The organism is Metabacillus endolithicus (assembly GCF_023078335.1).
Taxonomy (GTDB): Bacteria; Bacillota; Bacilli; order Bacillales; family Bacillaceae; genus Metabacillus; species Metabacillus endolithicus.
This window is the reverse complement of sequence record NZ_CP095550.1, coordinates 347551-370520: the sequence shown is the minus strand read 5'-3', so window position 1 is coordinate 370520 and position 22970 is coordinate 347551. Positions and strand designations below refer to the sequence as shown.

General features: G+C 38.4%; 12 protein-coding genes, 9 tRNA genes, 3 rRNA genes and 2 pseudogenes. 23 read left to right on the top strand and 3 right to left on the bottom strand.

The genetic code is table 11. From position 1 onward, the window contains the following. Window positions 1-8: 8 nt before the first annotated feature. Window positions 9-275: an ATP-binding protein gene (locus MVE64_RS02015; protein ID WP_281730490.1), complete on the top strand. Its 267-nt coding sequence runs from the start codon at window positions 9-11 to the stop codon at window positions 273-275. A gap of 131 nt (window positions 276-406) precedes the next feature. Further along, window positions 407-1231 carry a squalene/phytoene synthase family protein gene (locus tag MVE64_RS02010; protein WP_247343259.1) on the top strand — a complete coding sequence of 275 codons (825 nt, stop codon included), beginning with the start codon at window positions 407-409 and terminating at the stop codon, window positions 1229-1231. Between the two features lie 107 nt (window positions 1232-1338). Here MVE64_RS02010 and MVE64_RS02005 read toward each other — a convergent pair whose 3' ends face one another. Together MVE64_RS02005 and MVE64_RS02000 are read right to left on the bottom strand one after the other, a co-directional pair. Next, window positions 1339-1494, bottom strand: coding sequence for a hypothetical protein (locus MVE64_RS02005; RefSeq protein ID WP_247347262.1), 156 nt, complete (start codon window positions 1492-1494; stop codon window positions 1339-1341). A 63-nt stretch (window positions 1495-1557) separates the two neighbouring features. Then, on the bottom strand, window positions 1558-2622 hold the full coding sequence (locus tag MVE64_RS02000; RefSeq protein WP_247343256.1) for an aromatic acid exporter family protein: 1065 nt from the start codon (window positions 2620-2622) through the stop codon (window positions 1558-1560). 314 nt (window positions 2623-2936) lie between these two features. Between MVE64_RS02000 and MVE64_RS01995 the strand changes: the two genes are divergently transcribed. The 19 genes and pseudogenes from MVE64_RS01995 (at window position 2937) to MVE64_RS01905 (ending at window position 18735) form a co-directional block, all read left to right on the top strand. Continuing rightward, window positions 2937-3389, top strand: coding sequence for an NUDIX hydrolase (locus MVE64_RS01995; protein ID WP_247343253.1), 453 nt, complete (start codon window positions 2937-2939; stop codon window positions 3387-3389). Between the two features lie 232 nt (window positions 3390-3621). Next, window positions 3622-3831: a hypothetical protein gene (locus MVE64_RS01990; protein ID WP_247343251.1), complete on the top strand. Its 210-nt coding sequence runs from the start codon at window positions 3622-3624 to the stop codon at window positions 3829-3831. A gap of 133 nt (window positions 3832-3964) precedes the next feature. Continuing rightward, window positions 3965-4537 carry a sigma-70 family RNA polymerase sigma factor gene (locus MVE64_RS01985; RefSeq protein ID WP_247343249.1) on the top strand — a complete coding sequence of 191 codons (573 nt, stop codon included), beginning with the start codon at window positions 3965-3967 and terminating at the stop codon, window positions 4535-4537. Continuing rightward, window positions 4527-5828, top strand: coding sequence for a DUF4179 domain-containing protein (locus MVE64_RS01980; RefSeq protein WP_247343246.1), 1302 nt, complete (start codon window positions 4527-4529; stop codon window positions 5826-5828). Before MVE64_RS01985 ends, MVE64_RS01980 begins: the two co-directional genes overlap by 11 nt. A gap of 821 nt (window positions 5829-6649) precedes the next feature. Then, window positions 6650-7222 carry a GNAT family N-acetyltransferase gene (locus tag MVE64_RS01975; RefSeq protein ID WP_247343244.1) on the top strand — a complete coding sequence of 191 codons (573 nt, stop codon included), beginning with the start codon at window positions 6650-6652 and terminating at the stop codon, window positions 7220-7222. Window positions 7223-7528: 306 nt separating this feature from the next. Further along, window positions 7529-9119: ribosomal RNA gene (locus MVE64_RS01970) — 16S ribosomal RNA — on the top strand. Window positions 9120-9444: 325 nt separating this feature from the next. Continuing rightward, a 23S ribosomal RNA gene (locus tag MVE64_RS01965) occupies window positions 9445-12505 on the top strand. A gap of 77 nt (window positions 12506-12582) precedes the next feature. Then, a 5S ribosomal RNA gene (rrf, locus tag MVE64_RS01960) occupies window positions 12583-12698 on the top strand. Together the 16S, 23S and 5S rRNA genes with 9 tRNA genes alongside form the textbook arrangement of a ribosomal RNA operon. Before the next feature lie 29 nt (window positions 12699-12727). Further along, window positions 12728-12802, top strand: a tRNA-Glu gene (locus MVE64_RS01955). A 59-nt stretch (window positions 12803-12861) separates the two neighbouring features. Continuing rightward, window positions 12862-12937, top strand: a tRNA-Val gene (locus tag MVE64_RS01950). Between the two features lie 105 nt (window positions 12938-13042). Then, a tRNA-Ser gene (locus MVE64_RS01945) sits at window positions 13043-13135 on the top strand. Window positions 13136-13303: 168 nt separating this feature from the next. After that, window positions 13304-13379: transfer RNA gene (locus MVE64_RS01940), tRNA-OTHER, on the top strand. Window positions 13380-13487: 108 nt separating this feature from the next. Further along, a tRNA-Asp gene (locus tag MVE64_RS01935) sits at window positions 13488-13564 on the top strand. Between the two features lie 8 nt (window positions 13565-13572). Continuing rightward, a tRNA-Tyr gene (locus MVE64_RS01930) sits at window positions 13573-13656 on the top strand. 21 nt (window positions 13657-13677) lie between these two features. Then, a tRNA-Gly gene (locus MVE64_RS01925) sits at window positions 13678-13751 on the top strand. A 6-nt stretch (window positions 13752-13757) separates the two neighbouring features. Next, window positions 13758-13834: transfer RNA gene (locus MVE64_RS01920), tRNA-Ile, on the top strand. A 19-nt stretch (window positions 13835-13853) separates the two neighbouring features. Further along, window positions 13854-13928, top strand: a tRNA-Asn gene (locus MVE64_RS01915). A gap of 290 nt (window positions 13929-14218) precedes the next feature. Next, window positions 14219-14792 (top strand): annotated as a pseudogene (locus tag MVE64_RS01910) (DUF4256 domain-containing protein). Window positions 14793-14996: 204 nt separating this feature from the next. After that, window positions 14997-18735, top strand: a pseudogene (locus tag MVE64_RS01905) (alpha-L-arabinofuranosidase C-terminal domain-containing protein). Between the two features lie 84 nt (window positions 18736-18819). Here MVE64_RS01905 and MVE64_RS01900 read toward each other — a convergent pair. Continuing rightward, window positions 18820-20364 carry a DHA2 family efflux MFS transporter permease subunit gene (locus MVE64_RS01900; protein ID WP_247343243.1) on the bottom strand — a complete coding sequence of 515 codons (1545 nt, stop codon included), beginning with the start codon at window positions 20362-20364 and terminating at the stop codon, window positions 18820-18822. 177 nt (window positions 20365-20541) lie between these two features. On the opposite strand from MVE64_RS01900, the gene MVE64_RS01895 reads away from it, so the two are divergent. After that, window positions 20542-21414: a TetR/AcrR family transcriptional regulator gene (locus MVE64_RS01895; protein WP_247343241.1), complete on the top strand. Its 873-nt coding sequence runs from the start codon at window positions 20542-20544 to the stop codon at window positions 21412-21414. A 390-nt stretch (window positions 21415-21804) separates the two neighbouring features. Beyond that, on the top strand, window positions 21805-22848 hold the full coding sequence (locus tag MVE64_RS01890) for a LacI family DNA-binding transcriptional regulator (protein WP_247343239.1): 1044 nt from the start codon (window positions 21805-21807) through the stop codon (window positions 22846-22848). The last annotated feature ends 122 nt before the right edge of the window (window positions 22849-22970 follow it).

The following is a 22970-nucleotide window of genomic DNA, read 5'->3' as shown; positions in this document are numbered from 1 at the left end:
AAGGAGTTATTTCGGTATCTGCTTATGCACAAAGAAATCATGCCATTGTCAAAATTAGTGATAATGGAGAAGGTATACCTACCTCCGTACAACAAAAACTAGGTCAGCCTTTTTATACAACAAAAGAAAAAGGTACAGGACTTGGACTTATGGTTTGTTATAACATAATTGAACAGCATAAAGGAAAAATTCATTTTGTAACAGAAGAAGGAGAAGGAACAACATTTACAATAGAAATTCCATTAGAGAACAAAACCAATGGATCATACTTTTAACTAAAGATTTACTATTAGCGCTCCCGAAAAATAGGCAGCGCTTTTTTATTTTTGAGGTTTATGTTTTATATTTTTCCGGAATTGCGTTAGAATTATATAGAATTGGTTTGACCTAAATGGAGGAAATAATAATGAAAGAACTAAAGGTATTGCAAAAAGAGGCGATGGAAGTATTAAAGGCAACAAGTCGAACATTTTATATACCGATTACTTTTTTGAAAAAGGATTTAAAAGATGCGGTGGCAGTAGCTTACTTAGCAATGCGGGCTATAGATGAAATTGAAGATCACCAAGAACTCTCAAATGATGTAAAGCATGATTTGCTTATGAAAGTAAGTCAGTTATTACTTGAAGAAAATTTTAATAATGAAAAGTATAATGAAGTAGTTTTGCCATATAAAGATGTATTACCTGAAGTGACATTACGATTAGCAGATTGGCTATCATTAACTCCTACAGGTGCGAAAAGTCGTGTACAAGCTGCTACAAGTGAAATGGCCATGGGAATGGCGAAATGGTCAAAAGCAGGCTGGGACATTAAAACGCGTGAAGATTTAGATGACTATACCTATTATGTTGCTGGATTAGTTGGGGTTATGCTATCAGATTTATGGCAATGGCATGACGGAATTGAAACAGACCGTGACTTAGCAATTGGCTATGGACGGGGACTACAGGCTGTAAATATATTACGTAACCAACATGAAGATATGGATGAACGTGGTGTAAGCTTTGTCCCTGATGGCTGGAATCAAAATGAGCTATTTTCTTATGCTAGCGAGAACCTAGCAATGGCAAATGAATATATTAAAAGCATTAATAAAAGAACGATATTATTGTTCTGTCGTTTACCACTTGCAATTGCTCATAAAACATTAAAAGCTTTAAAAGAAGGCCGTGAAAAAATAAGTCGTGCCGAAGTTGAAAAAACTGTTCAGGAAGTTCAAGTTGATTAAATAACGATAATGTATTTTAAAAAGTCCAAAAAGCTCAGAGTCATAAACTCTGAGCTTAATCTATTTTCCGTGTAATAAGAGATTCTTCTACAGAAAATAATGGCTTCTTAATCGTTCATTGCTCCTGCTTCTCGGGAAGTCATTGCACCTTGTCCTCGACTTACATCTTTTTGAATTTCTTGTTTCACCTTTTGTGGATCAGTGCCTGCAAACGCAGGACTCATTGCTGAACCTGAGTTCTTATTAGCTTGTTGGTTTTTCATCATAGGCCTCCTGCTGTGTTATTTAACATTGCTTATTATTTACAAAAAAACACTGAGTATATCCTACTGATGGTTTAATTGACTAATTAGTTTATCTAATCTTCTTAAATGAAAGGAATAATCAATAATAGAAGATACGACAATCAATAAACGAACATTTTGATCAGCATTTTGCATATATAATTTTAATTTAAGTTCATAACTTTCCTTTAACGCTTCTTGCTCAAAGCTCGAATGATTTTCTTTTATTTTCCCCTGATATTTTAATAGTAAATACTCATGATACTTCATTAAGTACTCAAGTTGTTCATCAAAAAACTGACTTTCCTCTTCAGATTTTTTGCTTTGAAAAAAGTGTTCCTCGATATTTTCTAATAGCTGTTCACCTTCTTGCAATGTTTTAAATAACTGCCTGAAAACAAGAAGTTCTCTTACTTGCAGCTGATTTGATTTTCTTCCGAGCTTTATTCTTTCTTCATCAAACAATTGAAATAGTTCTTCTAATTTTTTTATATCCTTTTTAAAATTCTTACTATATTCCTGATATGAAGTTTCTGTTAACTCATTGGAAATGGCAGTTCTAATGAGCAATGACATATTTTGGAATGTTGTTTCAACAAGCTGTACAAATGACTTCTTATATTTTGGTGGAAAAATAAGAAGGTTAATTAATATGGCTGTGCATGTCCCAATTAAAATAATATAAAATCTTTCTAAAGCAAAATATAGATCTTCACTTCCAGCGGCACTCATCACAGCAAGGACTGTTACTAGAGTTAGGGAGATGGTACTTTGTAACTTCAATTTTAGACTTATTGCGATAACGATGATAATAACGAAGCCAATAATTGCTGGATTATCTCCAAAAAAATATATAAAAAACAGTGAAACCGAAGCGCCTATTGTATTAGCCAAGACTTGATCAACCATCTGCTTCCAAGTACGGTAAACAGAAGGTTGAATAGCTAAAATAGCCGCAACTCCAGCAAAAACAGCATGTTCAAGATGCATCAACGAACATATGTATATCGATAAAGCAACAGCTAAACCTGTTTTTAATATGCGTGGACCAAACGTAATGATAAACCCTCCAAACTGAAATAAAATGGGACAGAGGGACAGGTTCACTGTCCCGAAGTAAACAATTCTCGTTAGATAATAGGATAATTTATATAAACTATTTCATTAACCATTATAGATAAAACTGTCATGATATCAAGATAGAGACAGAGGATTATCTTTTTATTTAAATTTCAGTAATCAAGAGTTTATTAAATAAAGAAGGATCTAAACAATTTCTATAGAAGAAAGAAGGATCTTAATTTGTTTTTTGAATTCTAACGTAAATGAAACAATTTTGGGGAGATTTTTTACATTTCTTAGTACCAACTGGCACAGTTTTGGACAAGTAATTGTAAAAAAATAGATGCAGGGAGGTCGTTATGTCACAAAATAAATTTGTAGTAGTGGTTAGTGTATCAATTCTTTGTAATGATAAAGTGTTACTAATAAAAGAAAACAAGCCTACTGTACATAATAAATGGAATTTTCCAAGTGGACGTATTGAATACAGTGAAGACATTCTTGAAGCAGCTCATAGGGAAGTAAAGGAGGAAACTGGGCTTGAGATAAAATTAACAGGTACAACGGGTGTTTATCAGTTCATGAGCAGTACAAACAATCAAGTATTTCTTTTTCATTTTATTGCCGAGGTTACTGGTGGTGCTCTTTCTCTTGAAGAGGATGAAATAGTAGATGCTAAGTGGATAAAAGTTAATCAGCTTTCTGAATTAAAAGAAGAAGAATTGCGGGAAGCAGGTGTATTTAATCAAATGGTACAAAACTTATTAAGTGAGAACATTCACTCAATAGAACTTATTAATAAATATATCTAGGGTTATGCTTATGAACGACAAACGTTGTGAAAACTTGAGAGGAAAGTCGTTCATTGACAGCATTCCAGCTTTTTGTTTTCACAATGACTGATGAACTTTGTTTTCTACTTTCTATTTATCCCGTACAATCGATCAGCTTATGCTATAATTAAAAACTTAGGGGAATAATAACCTTGTTCATAATGGAACGGAGAAAGCCTCCGCCTAGTGATAAAATATGGAGGTGTATATAATGAATAAACGCTGGACAATCAGTAAAATTAAAGAATTTGTTGAAAAGAACTCTGATACTAAGCTGTTAACGACCGAATATCACGGTTTTTCTCAAAAGTTACTTTTTAAATGTTCATGTGGTAACAATTTCGAAAAAACATTTACAAAATTTAAGAATAACAACCAACGTAAATGTGAAGTATGTCAACCGCCAAAACTATCGAGGTAAACAAACGTAGTGCTGATTAACATAGAATCAGCACTATTTTTTATTTTATAAGAGACCTAACATAGAAAATTAAAATTATGAACCTGTTCTTCTTTTTTAAAACGTCTAATAGTTGGAAAGGAGGTTATGAGATGTGAAATCTAATGGGGAAATGCTTAATAAGGAGTTGAAGTATGCTAGTGCTGACGATTTAGATCTAATCTTAACGGAGTTAATGGTACAGTATGGAACGGATCTCACTACACTAGCTTATACTTACACAAACAATACAGAGGTAGCTAAGGATATCGTACAAAATGTATATATTAAATGCTATGAAAAATTACATACATTTAAAGGACAGTCTGCCATTAAAACATGGCTTTTTCGGATTACTATTAATCAATGTAAAGACTATTTAAGATCTTCATATTTTCGGAGAGTGATTCCAACTGGGATGAAGCCTAGAGAAGAAATAGAAGAAAGAAATAGTACGGAAAAAGTAGTTTTACGAAAAAATATGAAAAAACAAATCCAGGAATGTATAAATAAATTACCAACAAAATATAAAGACTCCATTTATTTATACTATGTACAGGAGCTAAGTTTAAAGGAAACTGCTGATATTTTAGGTGTCCTGATTGATACTGTAAAAACGAGGTTAAGAAGGGCAAAAGAAAAACTCCTACCACTCTTAAATGAGGAGGATATGTTTTATGACGAATAAATTAATTGAGCTAAAGGAAATTCTTATAGAAGAGGAAGTAAGAAAAGACTTAGAATTTACCTCGAAAGATAGAGAGAAAGTGCTAAATAGCATACATCAGCCAATAAAACAAAATAGAAAAATAAACGCCCCAGTTGTCATTGCTTCATCATTATCAGTTGCATTAATCTTTTTACTTGTCATGAGCTCAACACCAACTGAACGTAAAAATACAGGTCATGAAGAACAAATTGAATTTGTTGATCAAACAAATTTATTTACAGAACTAAATCAGACAGTTGAGAATAATGGAATTAAAGTAACTCTACAAAAAGTGATGTATGATGGATCGCGAATATTAGTAGAGTATGGAGCGGAATCTACCACAGGTGAGGAACTTGAAAGAGTGACAGGTCATTATCGACTAACGGTTAATGGTGAAAAAGGAAAGGATTTAACTCTAAGTCCCCAGGAAGGTGATGAAAAAGATACTGCTATTGTAGCTATTGAATTGTATAAGGAGTTTCCTGAACAATTTGACCTAGGTTTTAATATAAACAAAATTGAGGAGCAACAGGGTACATGGAATTTCAGTATTCCTGTACAGCAAGTGCCTGGAAAGATTAAAAGGTTTGAGCCAAAAACTGTTGTCAAAAAAGATCATTTACAATTATCAATTAACGAAGTGATTGCTTCTCAAAGCGCCATTAAAATTAGATATGAAGAAAGTGGAAATGGTAATATTGATAGAAGCTCACCTTTATATAATAAATCAGTCATATACGAAATACTTGATCCAAAGGGGAATGAAATAGTACCTATATCTTCCCGCGGACTACGTTTAGATTGGATTTCATATGGTAATGGAAAACATTCAACAACAACATGGTATCATGCTCCAAAAGAATTGCCTGAGTATCTTGTGTTAAAAGCATATATACCAAAACAGGAATCCCAATCAATCTCAATCAAAAAATCAATTAATGAATCATTACCGATTGTTTTAAATCAAGATGCAACTAATAAACTAGTTATTTCAAAAATTGAAAAGAAAGAAGGACAGGTCTGGCTACATTATTCTATTGATGGAAATCTAAAGCAAGCACGAAATTGGCTAAGCTTAAAGTTGGAAAAAGATGGGGAAGAACAATACTTTCAACCTATTTCTTACCCTGATTATAAGCCAAATCAAGAAAATATCGCAAAATTTGATGTTAACTTCTCAGAAAACCTATATATTGTAACGGAAAAGATAAGCTTTGAGGAATTTGAAGAATTAGATATGAAAATTCCGTTAACAGATCCTCAGTAACACTTTTGCATGCTCAACGATAAAAAGGCAGCGTTATGCTGTCTTTTCTTATGTGGGAATTTTCAATAATTTATGGTAATCAGAATGATCCATTCAAATATTTAATGGTAAAAGGGTATATATGGTAAACTAAATATGATTACTCGAATATCATAAAGAGAGATTGTTAGAAAGCTTAAACCTAATACAAGAGCGGAAAATGACTATAGTATAAATCTAACTTAAAACTTTGTATCATTCATAATATGACTTTAAGTGTATCTGCACAGAAATGTAATCTATGGGGGGAAATATGCTAGTAGTTTTTTTGATCCTATTATCTTTAATAATGATTGTGCTGAGTTTAACTTTAACGAAACAAGAAAGAAAGAAGAGGATAGTAATAGGTATAGGGTTAATCTTGTATTCTATTATAAGTTATCCTTTATTAGTCCCAATTTTTGGTGAACTTATGGCTCTAAACGGAGTGGCAAGTTTGATGGTTATGAACTTCATTTTATTAATTGGAGGTGTACTCACAAGCATAGTAGGTTTGTTTACTAAGGACACAAAACTATGAGTTAATGGATAATTGTTATGATTTGGTTATATGTTTTGCTACCACTTATTGTAATTGGTACAATCGCTATTTATTTTTAAAAAAATCCGGAATGACTACACCTGATGAGAATGTGCAAGGTGAACAAAGAGGTCAAGTAATGAAACAAAATGGTGTGAACAATAGTGGATCTGGTACATGAGAAATTTCTTATAAATAAATCATGGATCTTGAATAATAATTTGATGATAGATAAAAGCCTTTATTAAGAAAGGAAAGAGTTATGAATATAGAAGCTTCATTAATAACATTACCATCATTTGAAACGAATCGACTACTATTAAGAAAAATAAACCTTAATGACGTAGATGATATATTTGAGTTTTCATCTGATCCAGAGGTTGCCCATCATATGACGTGGGAAGTAAATAAATCAAAAGAGGAGACATTAAATAATTTTATAAGTGTTGTGATGAATAGCTACAAAACGGGTCAATCAGCAGATTGGGCGATTGTACACAAAGAAAGGAATAAAGTCATTGGTACTTGTTCTTTTGTTGATTGGTCTAATGACAATCAAAAAGCTGAAATAGGATATGTTTTAAATAGAAAGTACTGGGGGCAGGGTTTAGCATCTGAAGCAATTAAGGAAGTCATTAAATATGGGTTTGAGACTCTTGAGTTAAATCGAATTGAGGGTGGATGTGATACAGATAATATTGGATCTGAAAAAGTACTGTTGAAAGCAGGATTTAAGTATGAAGGGACTCTTAGAAAAAATGAATACATCAAAGGAGAATTTCGAGATACTAAGCTTTTTTCCATTTTAAAAGAAGATTATCAAACTAACTATTGATTTACCTTTATGAAGGTGATATGATATTCATCGTCCCTTTAAGAGAGAAGAGACAAAGCTCTAATAATAAGAAACAAAAAAGATTTAAAACGTCATTGACTTCTGCGAAATGAGATGATAAGATATATCTTGTCGCTATGAAATGTTACATCTACATTAAATTCATAGAAGTTGACAAATGAGAAATCGTTTGATAAAATAATCTCTGTTACTGATTATCTATCAGTTGAAAATGGTTCTTTGAAAACTAAACAAAACAGAAACGTCAACGTTTTAAAAGATTTAATTATGAGCTTTATCAACTCTTTATTGGAGAGTTTGATCCTGGCTCAGGACGAACGCTGGCGGCGTGCCTAATACATGCAAGTCGAGCGGACCAAGAGGAAACCTAGTTTCCTCTTGGTTAGCGGCGGACGGGTGAGTAACACGTGGGTAACCTGCCTGTAAGATTGGGATAACTCCGGGAAACCGGAGCTAATACCGGATAACATTTTGAACCGCATGGTTCAAAATTGAAAGACGGCTTTTAGCTGTCACTTACAGATGGACCCGCGGCGCATTAGCTAGTTGGTGAGGTAACGGCTCACCAAGGCAACGATGCGTAGCCGACCTGAGAGGGTGATCGGCCACACTGGGACTGAGACACGGCCCAGACTCCTACGGGAGGCAGCAGTAGGGAATCTTCCGCAATGGACGAAAGTCTGACGGAGCAACGCCGCGTGAACGATGAAGGCCTTCGGGTCGTAAAGTTCTGTTGTTAGGGAAGAACAAGTACCAGAGTAACTGCTGGTACCTTGACGGTACCTAACCAGAAAGCCACGGCTAACTACGTGCCAGCAGCCGCGGTAATACGTAGGTGGCAAGCGTTGTCCGGAATTATTGGGCGTAAAGCGCTCGCAGGCGGTTTCTTAAGTCTGATGTGAAAGCCCACGGCTCAACCGTGGAGGGTCATTGGAAACTGGGGAACTTGAGTGCAGAAGAGGAGAGTGGAATTCCACGTGTAGCGGTGAAATGCGTAGAGATGTGGAGGAACACCAGTGGCGAAGGCGACTCTCTGGTCTGTAACTGACGCTGAGGAGCGAAAGCGTGGGGAGCGAACAGGATTAGATACCCTGGTAGTCCACGCCGTAAACGATGAGTGCTAAGTGTTAGAGGGTTTCCGCCCTTTAGTGCTGCAGCAAACGCATTAAGCACTCCGCCTGGGGAGTACGGTCGCAAGACTGAAACTCAAAGGAATTGACGGGGGCCCGCACAAGCGGTGGAGCATGTGGTTTAATTCGAAGCAACGCGAAGAACCTTACCAGGTCTTGACATCCTTCGCTACTTCTAGAGATAGAAGATTCCCCTTCGGGGGACGAAGTGACAGGTGGTGCATGGTTGTCGTCAGCTCGTGTCGTGAGATGTTGGGTTAAGTCCCGCAACGAGCGCAACCCTTGATCTTAGTTGCCAGCATTCAGTTGGGCACTCTAAGGTGACTGCCGGTGACAAACCGGAGGAAGGTGGGGATGACGTCAAATCATCATGCCCCTTATGACCTGGGCTACACACGTGCTACAATGGATGGTACAAAGGGCTGCAAGACCGCGAGGTCAAGCCAATCCCATAAAACCATTCTCAGTTCGGATTGCAGGCTGCAACTCGCCTGCATGAAGCCGGAATCGCTAGTAATCGCGGATCAGCATGCCGCGGTGAATACGTTCCCGGGCCTTGTACACACCGCCCGTCACACCACGAGAGTTTGTAACACCCAAAGTCGGTGGGGTAACCTAAGAGTTTGCGGAGCAATCTTGCTTCGTAAGCATTGACTAGGAGCCAGCCGCCTAAGGTGGGACAGATGATTGGGGTGAAGTCGTAACAAGGTAGCCGTATCGGAAGGTGCGGCTGGATCACCTCCTTTCTAAGGAAAAATGAAGAACTAGATTCTTCATAAAAAGACGTTTCTGATTTTGTTTAGTTTTGAGGGAACTATTCTCTCAAAACCGTTGTTCCTTGAAAACTAGATAACGAAAACAATTCAAGTAATTCACTGAGTTTAAACGCTTAGTTTAGTGATTCTCTTAATAAATGTTAATCAAGATATTAAGTTTGATCTTATGTCTTGAGACAAAGGAGAAGCGAGAAGTTCGAGGCGACGACCTGATGAGGAGCGGAGTGTACGAGAGTACATGAGCACCGGAAGATGAGAAGTCAACGAAGAAATTCGACGCTTATCGTTTGTCGAAGGTTAAGTTGTTAAGGGCGCACGGTGGATGCCTTGGCACTAGGAGCCGATGAAGGACGGTACTAACACCGATATGCTTCGGGGAGCTGTAAGTAAGCTTTGATCCGGAGATTTCCGAATGGGGAAACCCACTGCTCGTAATGGAGTAGTATTTTTACCTGAATACATAGGGTATTAAAGGCAGACCCGGGGAACTGAAACATCTAAGTACCCGGAGGAAGAGAAAGCAAACGCGATTTCCTGAGTAGCGGCGAGCGAAACGGAAGAAGCCCAAACCAAGAGGCTTGCCTCTTGGGGTTGTAGGACACTCATGTACGGAGTTACAAAGGAACGGAGTAAATGAAGAGGTCTGGAAAGGCCCGTCAAAGAAGGTAACAACCCTGTAGTTGAAACTTCGTTCCCTCCAGAGTGGATCCTGAGTACGGCGGGACACGTGAAATCCCGTTGGAAGCAGGGAGGACCATCTCCCAAGGCTAAATACTCCCTAGTGACCGATAGTGAACCAGTACCGTGAGGGAAAGGTGAAAAGCACCCCGGAAGGGGAGTGAAAGAGATCCTGAAACCGTGTGCCTACAAGTAGTCAAAGCCTGTTGATATTTCCTTGCGGAAAATCACGGGTAATGGCGTGCCTTTTGTAGAATGAACCGGCGAGTTACGATCCCGTGCAAGGTTAAGTTGATAAGACGGAGCCGCAGCGAAAGCGAGTCTTAAGTAGGGCGAAAGAGTACGTGGTCGTAGACCCGAAACCAGGTGATCTACCCATGTCCAGGGTGAAGTTCAGGTAACACTGAATGGAGGCCCGAACCCACGCACGTTGAAAAGTGCGGGGATGAGGTGTGGGTAGCGGAGAAATTCCAATCGAACTTGGAGATAGCTGGTTCTCTCCGAAATAGCTTTAGGGCTAGCCTTGAAATGAGAGTCTTGGAGGTAGAGCACTGATTGGACTAGGGGCCCCCATCGGGTTACTGAATTCAGTCAAACTCCGAATGCCAAAGACTTATGTTCAGGAGTCAGACTGCGAGTGATAAGATCCGTAGTCAAGAGGGAAACAGCCCAGACCACCAGCTAAGGTCCCAAAGTATACGTTAAGTGGAAAAGGATGTGGAGTTGCTTAGACAACCAGGATGTTGGCTTAGAAGCAGCCACCATTTAAAGAGTGCGTAATAGCTCACTGGTCGAGTGACTCTGCGCCGAAAATGTACCGGGGCTAAACGTATCACCGAAGCTGTGGATGCTAGAGGTCAGAAGTGGGAAGTGAGAAGTGAGATTAAATAAATCTCAATAAGCAATTTGCTCCTTCGGAGCAAGAGCTGAAATTCTCTGACATCTCACCTCTGACTTCTGACCTCTAGCGTGGTAGGAGAGCGTTCTAAGGGCTGTGAAGCCAGACCGTAAGGACTGGTGGAGCGCTTAGAAGTGAGAATGCCGGTATGAGTAGCGAAAGAGGGGTGAGAATCCCCTCCACCGAATGCCTAAGGTTTCCTGAGGAAGGCTCGTCCGCTCAGGGTTAGTCGGGACCTAAGCCGAGGCCGAAAGGCGTAGGCGATGGCCAACAGGTTGAAATTCCTGTACCACCTCCTCACCATTTGAGCAATGGGGGGACGCAGAAGGATAGGGTAAGCGCGCTGTTGGATATGCGCGTCCAAGCAGTTAGGCTGACAACGAGGCAAATCCCGTTGTCGCGAAGGCTGAGCTGTGATGGCGAGGGAACTAAAGTACCGAAGTTCCTGATTCCACACTGCCAAGAAAAGCCTCTAGCGAGGTGAGAGGTGCCCGTACCGCAAACCGACACAGGTAGGCGAGGAGAGAATCCTAAGGTGAGCGAGAGAACTCTCGTTAAGGAACTCGGCAAAATGACCCCGTAACTTCGGGAGAAGGGGTGCTTTTTAGGGTGGATAAAATTTCCGGAAAAGCCGCAGTGAATAGGCCCAGGCGACTGTTTAGCAAAAACACAGGTCTCTGCGAAGCCGCAAGGCGAAGTATAGGGGCGACGCCTGCCCGGTGCTGGAAGGTTAAGGGGAGAGGTTAGCTGCTGAGCGAAGCTTTGAACCGAAGCCCCAGTAAACGGCGGCCGTAACTATAACGGTCCTAAGGTAGCGAAATTCCTTGTCGGGTAAGTTCCGACCCGCACGAAAGGCGTAACGATCTGGGCACTGTCTCAACGAGAGACTCGGTGAAATTATAGTACCTGTGAAGATGCAGGTTACCCGCGACAGGACGGAAAGACCCCGTGGAGCTTTACTGTAGCCTGATATTGAATTTTGGTACAGCTTGTACAGGATAGGTAGGAGCCTAAAGAAGCCGGAGCGCTAGCTTCGGTGGAGGCGTCGGTGGGATACTACCCTGGCTGTATTGAAATTCTAACCCACAGCCCTGATCGGGCTGGGAGACAGTGTCAGGTGGGCAGTTTGACTGGGGCGGTCGCCTCCTAAAATGTAACGGAGGCGCCCAAAGGTTCCCTCAGAATGGTTGGAAATCATTCGTAGAGTGTAAAGGCACAAGGGAGCTTGACTGCGAGACCTACAAGTCGAGCAGGGACGAAAGTCGGGCTTAGTGATCCGGTGGTTCCGCATGGAAGGGCTCGCTCAACGGATAAAAGCTACCCCGGGGATAACAGGCTTATCTCCCCCAAGAGTCCACATCGACGGGGAGGTTTGGCACCTCGATGTCGGCTCATCGCATCCTGGGGCTGTAGTCGGTCCCAAGGGTTGGGCTGTTCGCCCATTAAAGCGGTACGCGAGCTGGGTTCAGAACGTCGTGAGACAGTTCGGTCCCTATCCGTCGTGGGCGTAGGAAATTTGAGAGGAGCTGTCCTTAGTACGAGAGGACCGGGATGGACGCACCGCTGGTGTACCAGTTGTCTTGCCAAAGGCATAGCTGGGTAGCTATGTGCGGAAGGGATAAGTGCTGAAAGCATCTAAGCATGAAGCCCCCCTCAAGATGAGATTTCCCATAGCGTAAGCTAGTAAGATCCCTGAAAGATGATCAGGTTGATAGGTCAGAGGTGGAAGCGCGGTGACGTGTGGAGCTGACTGATACTAATCGATCGAGGACTTAACCTAATTAAAGCGTAAGCTTAGTGAATTGAATTGTGATTCGTTATCTAGTTTTGAAGGAATATCCTTCAAACTTAATTTTGTCTGGTAATGATGGCGAAGAGGCCACACCCGTTCCCATGCCGAACACGGAAGTTAAGCTCTTCAGCGCCGATGGTAGTTGGGGGATTCCCCCTGTGAGAGTAGGATGTTGCCAGGCAAACCTTTATAGGTTTAATTTTATTATATGGCCCATTGGTCAAGCGGTTAAGACACCGCCCTTTCACGGCGGTAACACGGGTTCGAATCCCGTATGGGTCACCAAAGTTTTTTCGCACCAGCTAAAATAACTTACCATAAAAGAAATAGCATACCTTATATTCGGAGGATTAGCTCAGCTGGGAGAGCACCTGCCTTACAAGCAGGGGGTCGGCGGTTCGATCCCGTCATCCTCCACCATAGTATTTTCGTATTAACAAAAATAACATACCAAACCCATGTTTAATTTTATTTTATAGCAATTGACTTTTTAATTAGATGAGTGTTAAAATTTCTAATTATTATGGAGGAATACCCAAGTCCGGCTGAAGGGATCGGTCTTGAAAACCGACAGGGGTGTCAAAACCCGCGGGGGTTCGAATCCCCCTTCCTCCTCCATTTAATTCTTTATATTTTTATCATCGCGAGGTGGAGCACGTGAATAAGCTCCATTGAGTTACATCAGCGTACCGATTGAGCAGCATCTTGAATCTTCTTTCTGAAATCGGGACGGTCCGTAGAAGATAATAAGCAGAGTTCATAGAAAAACTATTTTATTTTTATCATCGCGGGGTGGAGCAGTCTGGTAGCTCGTCGGGCCATAACCCGAAGGTCGCAGGTTCAAATCCTGTCCCCGCAACCAATTTCAGTTGACGATGCTACGTCGAGTAATCATCTTAGCAAGTCAATATAGTAGTGCTGTTAAGTGCAACCAAACTTTAAACAACTTTTCACTACGTGAAAAAACTTTGGTCCGGTAGTTCAGTTGGTTAGAATGCCTGCCTGTCACGCAGGAGGTCGCGGGTTCGAGTCCCGTCCGGACCGCCATATAAAATGGAGGGGTAGCGAAGTGGCTAAACGCGGCGGACTGTAAATCCGCTCCTTAGGGTTCGGCAGTTCGAATCTGCCCCCCTCCACCATCATAGTAAAGAATTAAGTACGCGGGTGTAGTTTAGTGGTAAAACCTCAGCCTTCCAAGCTGATGATGAGGGTTCGATTCCCTTCACCCGCTCCAAAACTAGGGCCTATAGCTCAGCTGGTTAGAGCGCACGCCTGATAAGCGTGAGGTCGATGGTTCGAGTCCATTTAGGCCCACCATTATTACTTTTTTATTTGTTCCGCAGTAGCTCAGTGGTAGAGCTATCGGCTGTTAACCGATCGGTCGTAGGTTCGAGTCCTACCTGCGGAGCCATTCTTATTGTATGAGAGATTATTCATGTGGCTAAAGAGCTAGCGCTATCAATAGTATAGGAAAAAGCCGAGTGAATAGTTTCAGTCTTTTTTCTATTAAATTTTACATATTTTTAAAAAACATATCGAAGAACTAATCCAAGTTGGGTTAGTTCTTTTTTATTTTCGATTTTGAGTAATGGATTTACTTAATAAAAACAATTAATGTAAACTGAAGTTACTTGAAATTTTTAAATAATTCATTTAGAGCAATAGAGTATTTAATCAAACTATTAAAAATAATATAATAAGATGGGAGCTACCATGACAAAAAAAGAGTTGTTATTAGAACAAAGTGAAGAGTTACTCAAAGTATTAAAAGACCGTTTTGAGAAAAATATGAATCGTCATAAAGGCCTTGAATGGGGTAAAATTCAAGCAAAACTGGCTGAAAATACCGAAAAACTATGGTCACTCAATGAAATGGAAAAAACTGAAGGTGAGCCTGATGTTGTTGGTTTTGATGAAGAGAGGAATGAATACATTTTTATTGATTGTTCACAAGAAAGTTCCTAAAGGCCGTAGAAGTGTTTGTTATGACCAAGAAGCGCTAGAGTCTAGAAAGAAACATAAACCTGAAAATAGCGCTATTAATATGGCGACTTCTATGGGAATCGAACTATTAACTGAAGATCAATATCGAGAGTTGCAGAAGCTTGGAAAGTTCGATATGAAAACATCGAGTTGGGTGCAAACACCAGCTGATATTAGAAAACTAGGTGGAGCACTATTTTGTGATTTTCGGTACGGAAACGTGTTTGTGTACCACAATGGTGCAGACTCGTATTATGCTGCTAGAGGTTTTCGTGGGTCGCTAAGAGTATAAAATCTATAAAGTCTTCTAGAGGAGTAAAGATCAGTAGAGATACTGGTCTTTTTTTGAATAATTTTAAAAATATGTTGGGATTTCCTTTGATACCTATTATAATAAAGTTGTAAGTACAAGATTGATTTATCATCTGATGATGTTGTAAGTACATGTTATTTAAGTTCCAAATAAAAAGTAATAGTTCAGCAAAGGAGATTATCCATGACAGAAATTAAAAATAGACTCATTGCTCATTATGGTTTTAATGATGCAGAAAATATCGGAAAAGATCTCTCTGGTTTTGGGAATGATGCAACACCAGAAGGAACATCAAAACCAATAATAGAATCCGTAGGTGGAAGATTAGCAATAACGCTTGCAGGAGGAGAACATGGTTCTTCTTTTATGAAACTTCCAGTTGGTTTTCTAAAGGATATAAACGATTTAACAGGAATTACTGTCTCTACTTGGGTTTATTTAAGAAAAGGTACAAATGTATGGGAGAGGCTTTTTGATTTTGGTGAAAATTCATCTGGACCGTACCTTTTCTTATCACGAAATTTACGCGGTGTGTGTTTTTCAGACGGAGATCTTGTGGCAGATGCGGGAAGAACTTACTCATCGGGAGAATGGTTACATGTTGCTATGTCGGTAAAAGGTACAGAAGGTGGGACTTTAAGCAGCGCTGGACCTGTTATATATGTAAACGGCGAAGTAGTTGCGGATGGATCTATTAGCCAAACTTCGAGTGGTACATATAAAAAATTACGGAACTGGTTTGAAACGTTTTCAGATTCAACAGGTTATAGTAATAATTATATTGGTCGTTCACAACATGATGTTGATCCAGATTTTAATGGTTCTTTAACAGACTTTCGTGTATATAAAGCAGGTTTAACGCAAGATGAAGTGATTGAGGTTATGTGTGAGTCTCTTACAGATCGTGAAATTGTCCAACTCGCTAAGGACAAATATTTATCTTTTCCAATCACCGTCGTTACAAGTGATGTTTCTTTATCATCATCACTAATGGGTGGGAAAGTTTCTGTAACTTGGAAGTCAAGTGAAGAAGCTGTGTTATCAAATGATGGTATAGTAGGAGACGTTGACATTCCAAAAGGTGTGACATTAACTGCCATATTAAACAAAGGAGATGACACGTCTGAAAAAGATTTTTCTGTGTCAGTACTTCCTAAAGGAGTTCCATCTCACCATCTCACCATTGACGGAAGCCAAGAAGTTTTAGATATTAGCAAAACATTATATGGATTGTTTTATGAAGATATTAACAATGCAGCAGATGGTGGTATTTATGCGGAGCTTGTTCAAAATCGCTCATTTGAGTCATTTGTTTTCGATACCTATTCTCACGCTTCAGGTGAATGTGGCTGCTCTTCAGGTAGAAACCATGAACCACTTCATGCTTGGTTTGGTGATATTGAAAAAGTAATCGTTAATAATACGGGAGGTCTAAACGAGTTCTTTGGGATTACCGACCAAGATGTGAACTCTCATTATATATCCGTACCGAGTGGTAGTACGATAACTAATAGAGGATTTACTGATTCTAACAATCATTGTGCTATGTTTATTAGAAATGAGAATTTATATGATTTTACCATTTGGGCTAAAGCTGAACATGGAGGATCCATTACACTGCAGCTACAAGATCAGGATGGTGAGGGGATTAGTGATAGTATAACAGTCCAAATAGAAAGCGGTAACACTTGGAAGAAATACGGTGTTGATTCCAAAATTACTTTAACTGGTAGAAAAACCATACTAGGTCAGCTTGCTTTAACCTTTAATGGTGAGATTTCCATCGATATGGTTTCATTAATGCCGAGAGATGTTTGGGGAGCTGATGAAGAAGAACGATCAACTACGGCTCATTCAAATTATAAGGGAAACCCGAATTATCGATTAAGAAAAGATTTAGTGAATGCTCTAGCTGATTTACATCCTACATTTCTTCGTTTTCCTGGCGGATGTATATCTGAAGGCTCCTATATTTGGGATAATGTATATGAATGGAAAGACTCTGTTGGTGATATTGAGGTACGGAAAGAAAACTTCAATGTATGGGGTTATATGATGACGATGGGGTTAGGGTATATGGAATATTTCCAGTTAGCTGAAGACCTTAATGCAACTCCATTACCTGTTATGGCTTGTGGTGTACTTTGTCAGGCTCGTTCGGATTATGTCCATCCTGCAGGGGGAGAGCTTAGAGATGCATTTGTTAAAAGTTTTACAGATTTAATTGATTTTGCAATTAGTACTGATTTTGAAGAAAATGAATGGGCAGCTTTGCGTAAAAGTATGGGTCATGCAGCACCGTTTGATCTTCATTATTTAGGTGTTGGAAATGAAAACTGGGGTACGGAGTTTTTTGCGAACTTTGAATACTTTAAAGCGGCTATTGATGAATATATGGACAAGCATTATCCGGGTTATGAATTGCACATTCTTTCGACTGTTGGGGCACAAGCCGATGATGATGCTTATCAAGAAGGATGGAAGTTCTTAAGTGGGAATTTATCTGGATCTGCAACCGTGAATTTTACAGACGGTAAGACGGTAACAGAAGAAACAGTTACTTGGTATGAAAAACAACCAAACTATATGGACACAATAGCAGACGAACATTATTATCGTTCTAATGAGTATTTGTTAAACAATGCTGATCGATACAATTATTATTACAGAGCTTATCAGCCGGACGGAAGTCTTGATGAGAGAGAGACCTCGAAGGTATTTGTTGGCGAATTTGCTTCAACAGATAAAAATACATTAGCAGGAGCGATTGCTGAAGCAGCCATTATGACAGGGTTTGAAAAGAATTCAGATGTGGTAAGATTAGCTGCCTATGCACCGTTATTTAACAAAGTGTTAACAGATGGAACATATCGCTGGACACCAGATTTGATTTGGTTTGACGATGAAAGTGTCTGGTACACGCCGAACTACTATGTTCAACATTTGTTTGCCAAATATATTGGAAATAAATTGCTTGGTACTTCGTTTTCAGCTTACCAAAATGGAAATCTAACAGAGCTCACGCCACGTGGTGGTATTGAAATAGCTGCTGGTAATGCTGATGTTCATGTTAAGAGTGTAAGAGTGATAGAAAATAAGAGTGAAAAAATACTACTAGACCAGGACTTCACAAAAGAATTGAATGCTGAGTGGGAAATTATCCCTGGATCAATTGGTTATAAAATTGACTCCGATAAAGGTACTGGTTTTACAGGCTCAAAATGGTGGATTAAACGGGTTATATATCATAAACGAAAGTTGGACTGACTATAGAGTTGAAGTAAATGCAACAAAAGCTGGTGGTTCCGACGGTTTTTATGTTGGGGTAGGTCTTACTGATATTTCTCCTGAGAAAAAGAATGTTCTAGAATATGCTGTAGGTTATAACGGAAATGCTACTGGTGTGAAAGTTTATAAAGAGGGAGTTCAAGGGTATATGCTGGGTGACTATTCATCAAGTACAGCAGCTGGAAATTTGCGATCAAGCTGCTATGAAGAGTTGACCGATCATACTCTATACACTATTTCCGTTCAATATGGCGGTGAAACAGGGGACCGTCTTATATGCTCATACACAGATGGGACGTTTACAAGTAAGGTGCTAGATTACAAGTTAGAAGCTTACAACAGTGATATTTTCAACTCGGTTACAAAAGATGATCAACATGTTTATGTTAAATTAGTAAATGCCGATCCGTTTGAAAAAACAACGAAGATTTCATTGAAGGACATCCATGTAGCGGCTGGTGGAAAAATGGTAACAGTGACAGGAGATGAATTTCTTGTTCACACACCAAATGTTAACAAAAAGAACGCTGAGAAGGTTGTGCCTTTTGAAACAAACATTAAAATTGATGACCACTCGACCGTTGTTACGTTAGCAGCAAATTCAGTCAATATCATTGTATTAGATAAACTATAAACAGTATCAGAGGATATGATGTTCCAACTAGGAGCATCTATCCTCTTTTTGTTCAAAAAAGAGAGGAACAACCCTCTCTTCTAATCAATTGTTATCTGCCAACTTCGGCATAGCCTTCATCGCTTCTTTACTTTCAATAATATCATCTGCTTGCTTCGCTCTCTTAATGAAGAATGCTAAGAAAAGGGCAAGTGCAGCAATAAATACAGAAATATAGAATGCAAAGTTAATACCGTCTAATGTTGATTGCATCATAATTTGCTGTTTCATTTGGGAAATTTGCTCAGCTGTTGGTTGTGTTGTCATGCTACTAGCATTTTTTGTTGCTTCTTCAGCTAATTCTTGACCTCTTGTTTCAGCACGATTTGACATGGCTGTAACAAGGAGTGCTGTCCCAATTGCACCTGAGACTTGTTGAAGTGTGTTGTTCATCGCCGTTCCATGTGGGTAATATTTTGCTGGTAATTGATTTAAACCATTTGTTGATACAGGCATCATAACCATAGACATACCAAACATACGAACTGTGTAAAGAATGACTAAATTTGTGTAAGTTGTTTCTAGTGTTAACTGACTGAAGAAATAGCTTGTTATTACTGTAATCGTTAAGCCAATAATCGCTAAAACACGACCACCATATTTATCAAAAAGTCTACCATTAATAGGTGACATGACTGCCATCATAATGGCACCTGGTAATAACATTAATCCAGCATCGAATGGTGTGATACCACGTAAGTTTTGTGTGTAAATAGGCAATAAAAGCATACCTGAAAACATAGCCATTGTGACAACCATAGAGATAGAAACGGATAGTGCATACATCGGGTATCTGAATATCTTAAAGTTTAACATCGGCTTTTCTTGCTTAATTTGTCTTAAGATAAACCATGTTAAGCCAATTACTCCAGCTATGATTGTTCCATAAACATATGGACTGTCCCAGCCTTTGCTTCCTGCCGAACTAAATCCGTAAAGTAATCCTCCAAATCCTACGCTTGAAAGAACCACAGAAAAGTAATCTAAAGTAATATTTACTGTTTGCTTTTTGTCTTTAATTAAGAAAATACCTAATAAGAACACTATTACTGCTATTGGTGTAACAAAGTGGAATAACATTCTCCAATTATAATGTTCTACAAGCCAGCCTGATAATGTTGGTCCAATTGCTGGAGCTCCCATTAAGATCAGACCGAATACTCCCATTGCTGCTCCACGTTTTTCAACAGGGAAGCTTACTAGCATTACATTCATTAATAGTGGCATTAAAATAGCAGAGCCTGATGCTTGCGTCATTCTTCCTATTAATAAAATTGAAAATTCATGAGCAACCCCAGCTAAAATTGTTCCAGTTAAAAATAAGGCTAGCGCAGCAATAAAGAGCTTTCGAACGGAATATTTTTGAATTAAAAAAGCCGTTGTTGGAATTAATATTCCATTCACTAGCATATATCCAGTTGTTAGCCATTGAACGGTTGAAGCCTCAACCTTTAAATCGTTCATAATTGATGGTAGGGCAATATTCAATAGTGTATTATTTAAAAACGCTATGAATGCAGCAACCATTAATACAGCTAATAGGCCATATGGTGGTCGTTGTTCTTGCTGTTTATTTACTGTTTGTTCCATACTTTCCTCTCCTATACAATCAGTATAAATAGTTGAACCGTTTGTTCACATAGACTATATCTTATTACATCAGATCTATTTTTGTCTATAAAAATGTTTTTATGTGTTTGTGTAATCACCATAATTAAGATAGGATAAAAAAGATGTAATTATTTTTGTTTTCTAAAAGGTGATAATATGAATGAACGAAAAATACGAGTGATTAAAAAAGCGCATCAATTATTTATTGAAAAAGGATTTCAAGCGACTTCCATACAAGATATTTTAGAATTCAGTAATATTTCTAAAGGAACATTTTATAATTATTTTTCCTCAAAAAATGAATTATTAATTGCTATTTTTTCATCTATTTATAAAAGAATTGAAGAAGAGAGAAGCTCCTTATTAATTGGAAAAGACCCAGCAGATTTAGAAATCTTCATAGATCAAGTAAAGCTTCATATGGAAATAAACCGAAAAAATAATCTCTTAAAACTCCTTGAGGAAGTTACGTTCATTAAGGATGAGGAATTAAACCAAGCGATTAAAAAGGGACAATGGCTAACGATACGATGGACGTACAAGAGGTTTATTGAGTTATATGGGAAAGAAAAACAACCTTTTCTATTAGATTGTGCGATTATGTTTTTGGGGATTTTACAGCAAAACATGAGGTATTACTCATTAGCTTATGAATCAAACCGTGATTATGATTTTGTTGTAAGATATAGTGTTGAGAGAATGAAATCAATCGTTGATGAAGTATCTGAAAGGCAAGAGCAATTATTTAACCCTGAACTAGTTGAAACGCTAATAGGAGATAAAAATAACAGTAAATATTCAGAGGAATTACTAATCCAAACTATTTCAGACTTGAAGAAAATAATCCAAGCAGTAAAGAACCATGAAAAATACACGGAGCTTCTAGAATTCATACAAGAAGAAATAACAGAGGCAAAACATCCAAGACAACACCTAATCGCAATCTCTCTCGATAACATAAAAGCAAACGAACAAATTGCCCAAACAGAAGAACTCCAAACACTAGAAAAGTTCATAAAAGGGACATAGGGACAGGTGAACTGTCCCGTTTTTAATCATTCAAATCCTATTTTAAAGCCTAATAACCCCTATGCTACATTCATTGAATACATATTTCCTTTTAATTTCTTTTCATGTATCTTAAATTGATTTTAATAAGTTTGAAAGGTTTACTATTTTCTTAAAATATATAAAAATATAGGGGAAAATAGTGAAAGGCTATTAGAACGTTGTTACTCCGAGATTTTTATTGATGTCTATTTCTTATAGAGAGTAAAAGTTTATTATTGTAAAATTAGATACTGAAAGCGCGTTCAAATAAAGTTTCAGAAAATTAAAACTGTTTGTTGACACCCATGATTTATGGAGGTAGAATAAAAGAAATTAATAAACGCGTGTTCACGAGAGAAGGGAAAGACATTGAAAAGAAACAATAAAATTAACAGCACACAAATTGCTCAACTTGCAGGTGTTTCCAGAAGTACTGTAAGTAGAGTCATAAACAATTACAAAAGTGTTCCACCAGAAACAAAAGAAAAAGTAATGAAAGTTATTAAAGAATATAATTACTTCCCAGATATGTCTGCACAAGTTCTTGCAGGCAAAAACATGAGGAATATTGGATTATTTATTATTGATAAAGGCAGTGTTTCGAGTGATCCAACAAGCAATACTCTAATTACTAGTGTGATAGAAGAAGCATCGTCTCAAGATTATTATGTATTAACCAATATAATACAAGACTGCAAATCTCCCAAAAATATCGAACGAATCAAAACTGTTTTTTATCAAAATCGAATTGATGCGGGTATTTTTATGGGTGCTGATAATCATGAACCTTTCATTGAAGAACTGATTGCAGAAGGATTTATTATCGGAATTGTTGATCAAGATTTACCAGGCCGAAATGAACCAAATCGTATTGTTTATAGCTTTGATAATGAAAGTGGTGCTATGAAAGCAGTCGACTACTTAGTTAGTTTAAATCATCAGAAGATTGGCATTATCAATGGTGATATTAAAAGGCACGCCGGATTAAATCGACATGAAGGCTATCTTAAAGCGATGAAGAAACATGGTTTACCGATTAGAAAAGAATGGATCTTACAATCTGACTTTAGCAGTACAAGTGGCTATACAACAATGAAAAATTTCTTAAACACAAATCCGGAATTGCCGTCTGCGTTTTTTGCAGCAAATGATAGCATTGCATTCGGGGCCATTCGAGCTCTTAACGAAAAAAAGATCCAAGTACCATCAGATGTATCCATTATTGGTATTGATGATCACGTGTTAAGTCAGTTATATCATCCTCCATTAACAACGTTTAAAGCAGATTTTACTGGAATGATGCAAAGACTTACTCAAGATGTGATCACCACAATTGAACAAGATAATAAAGAGGGGATTAAAGTGGTAATGGGTTCTGAGTTGATTGAAAGAGAGTCGTGCATTACTCTTTAATCTGCTTCCTTGCTAATAAATGTATGCGTTTACTTTTTTGATTAGCAAGGACTCTAACTTTGTATAAAGTATTCAATATACCCAAAAATAAACGCGTGTTCACAAAAACTTTAAAGGGGGTG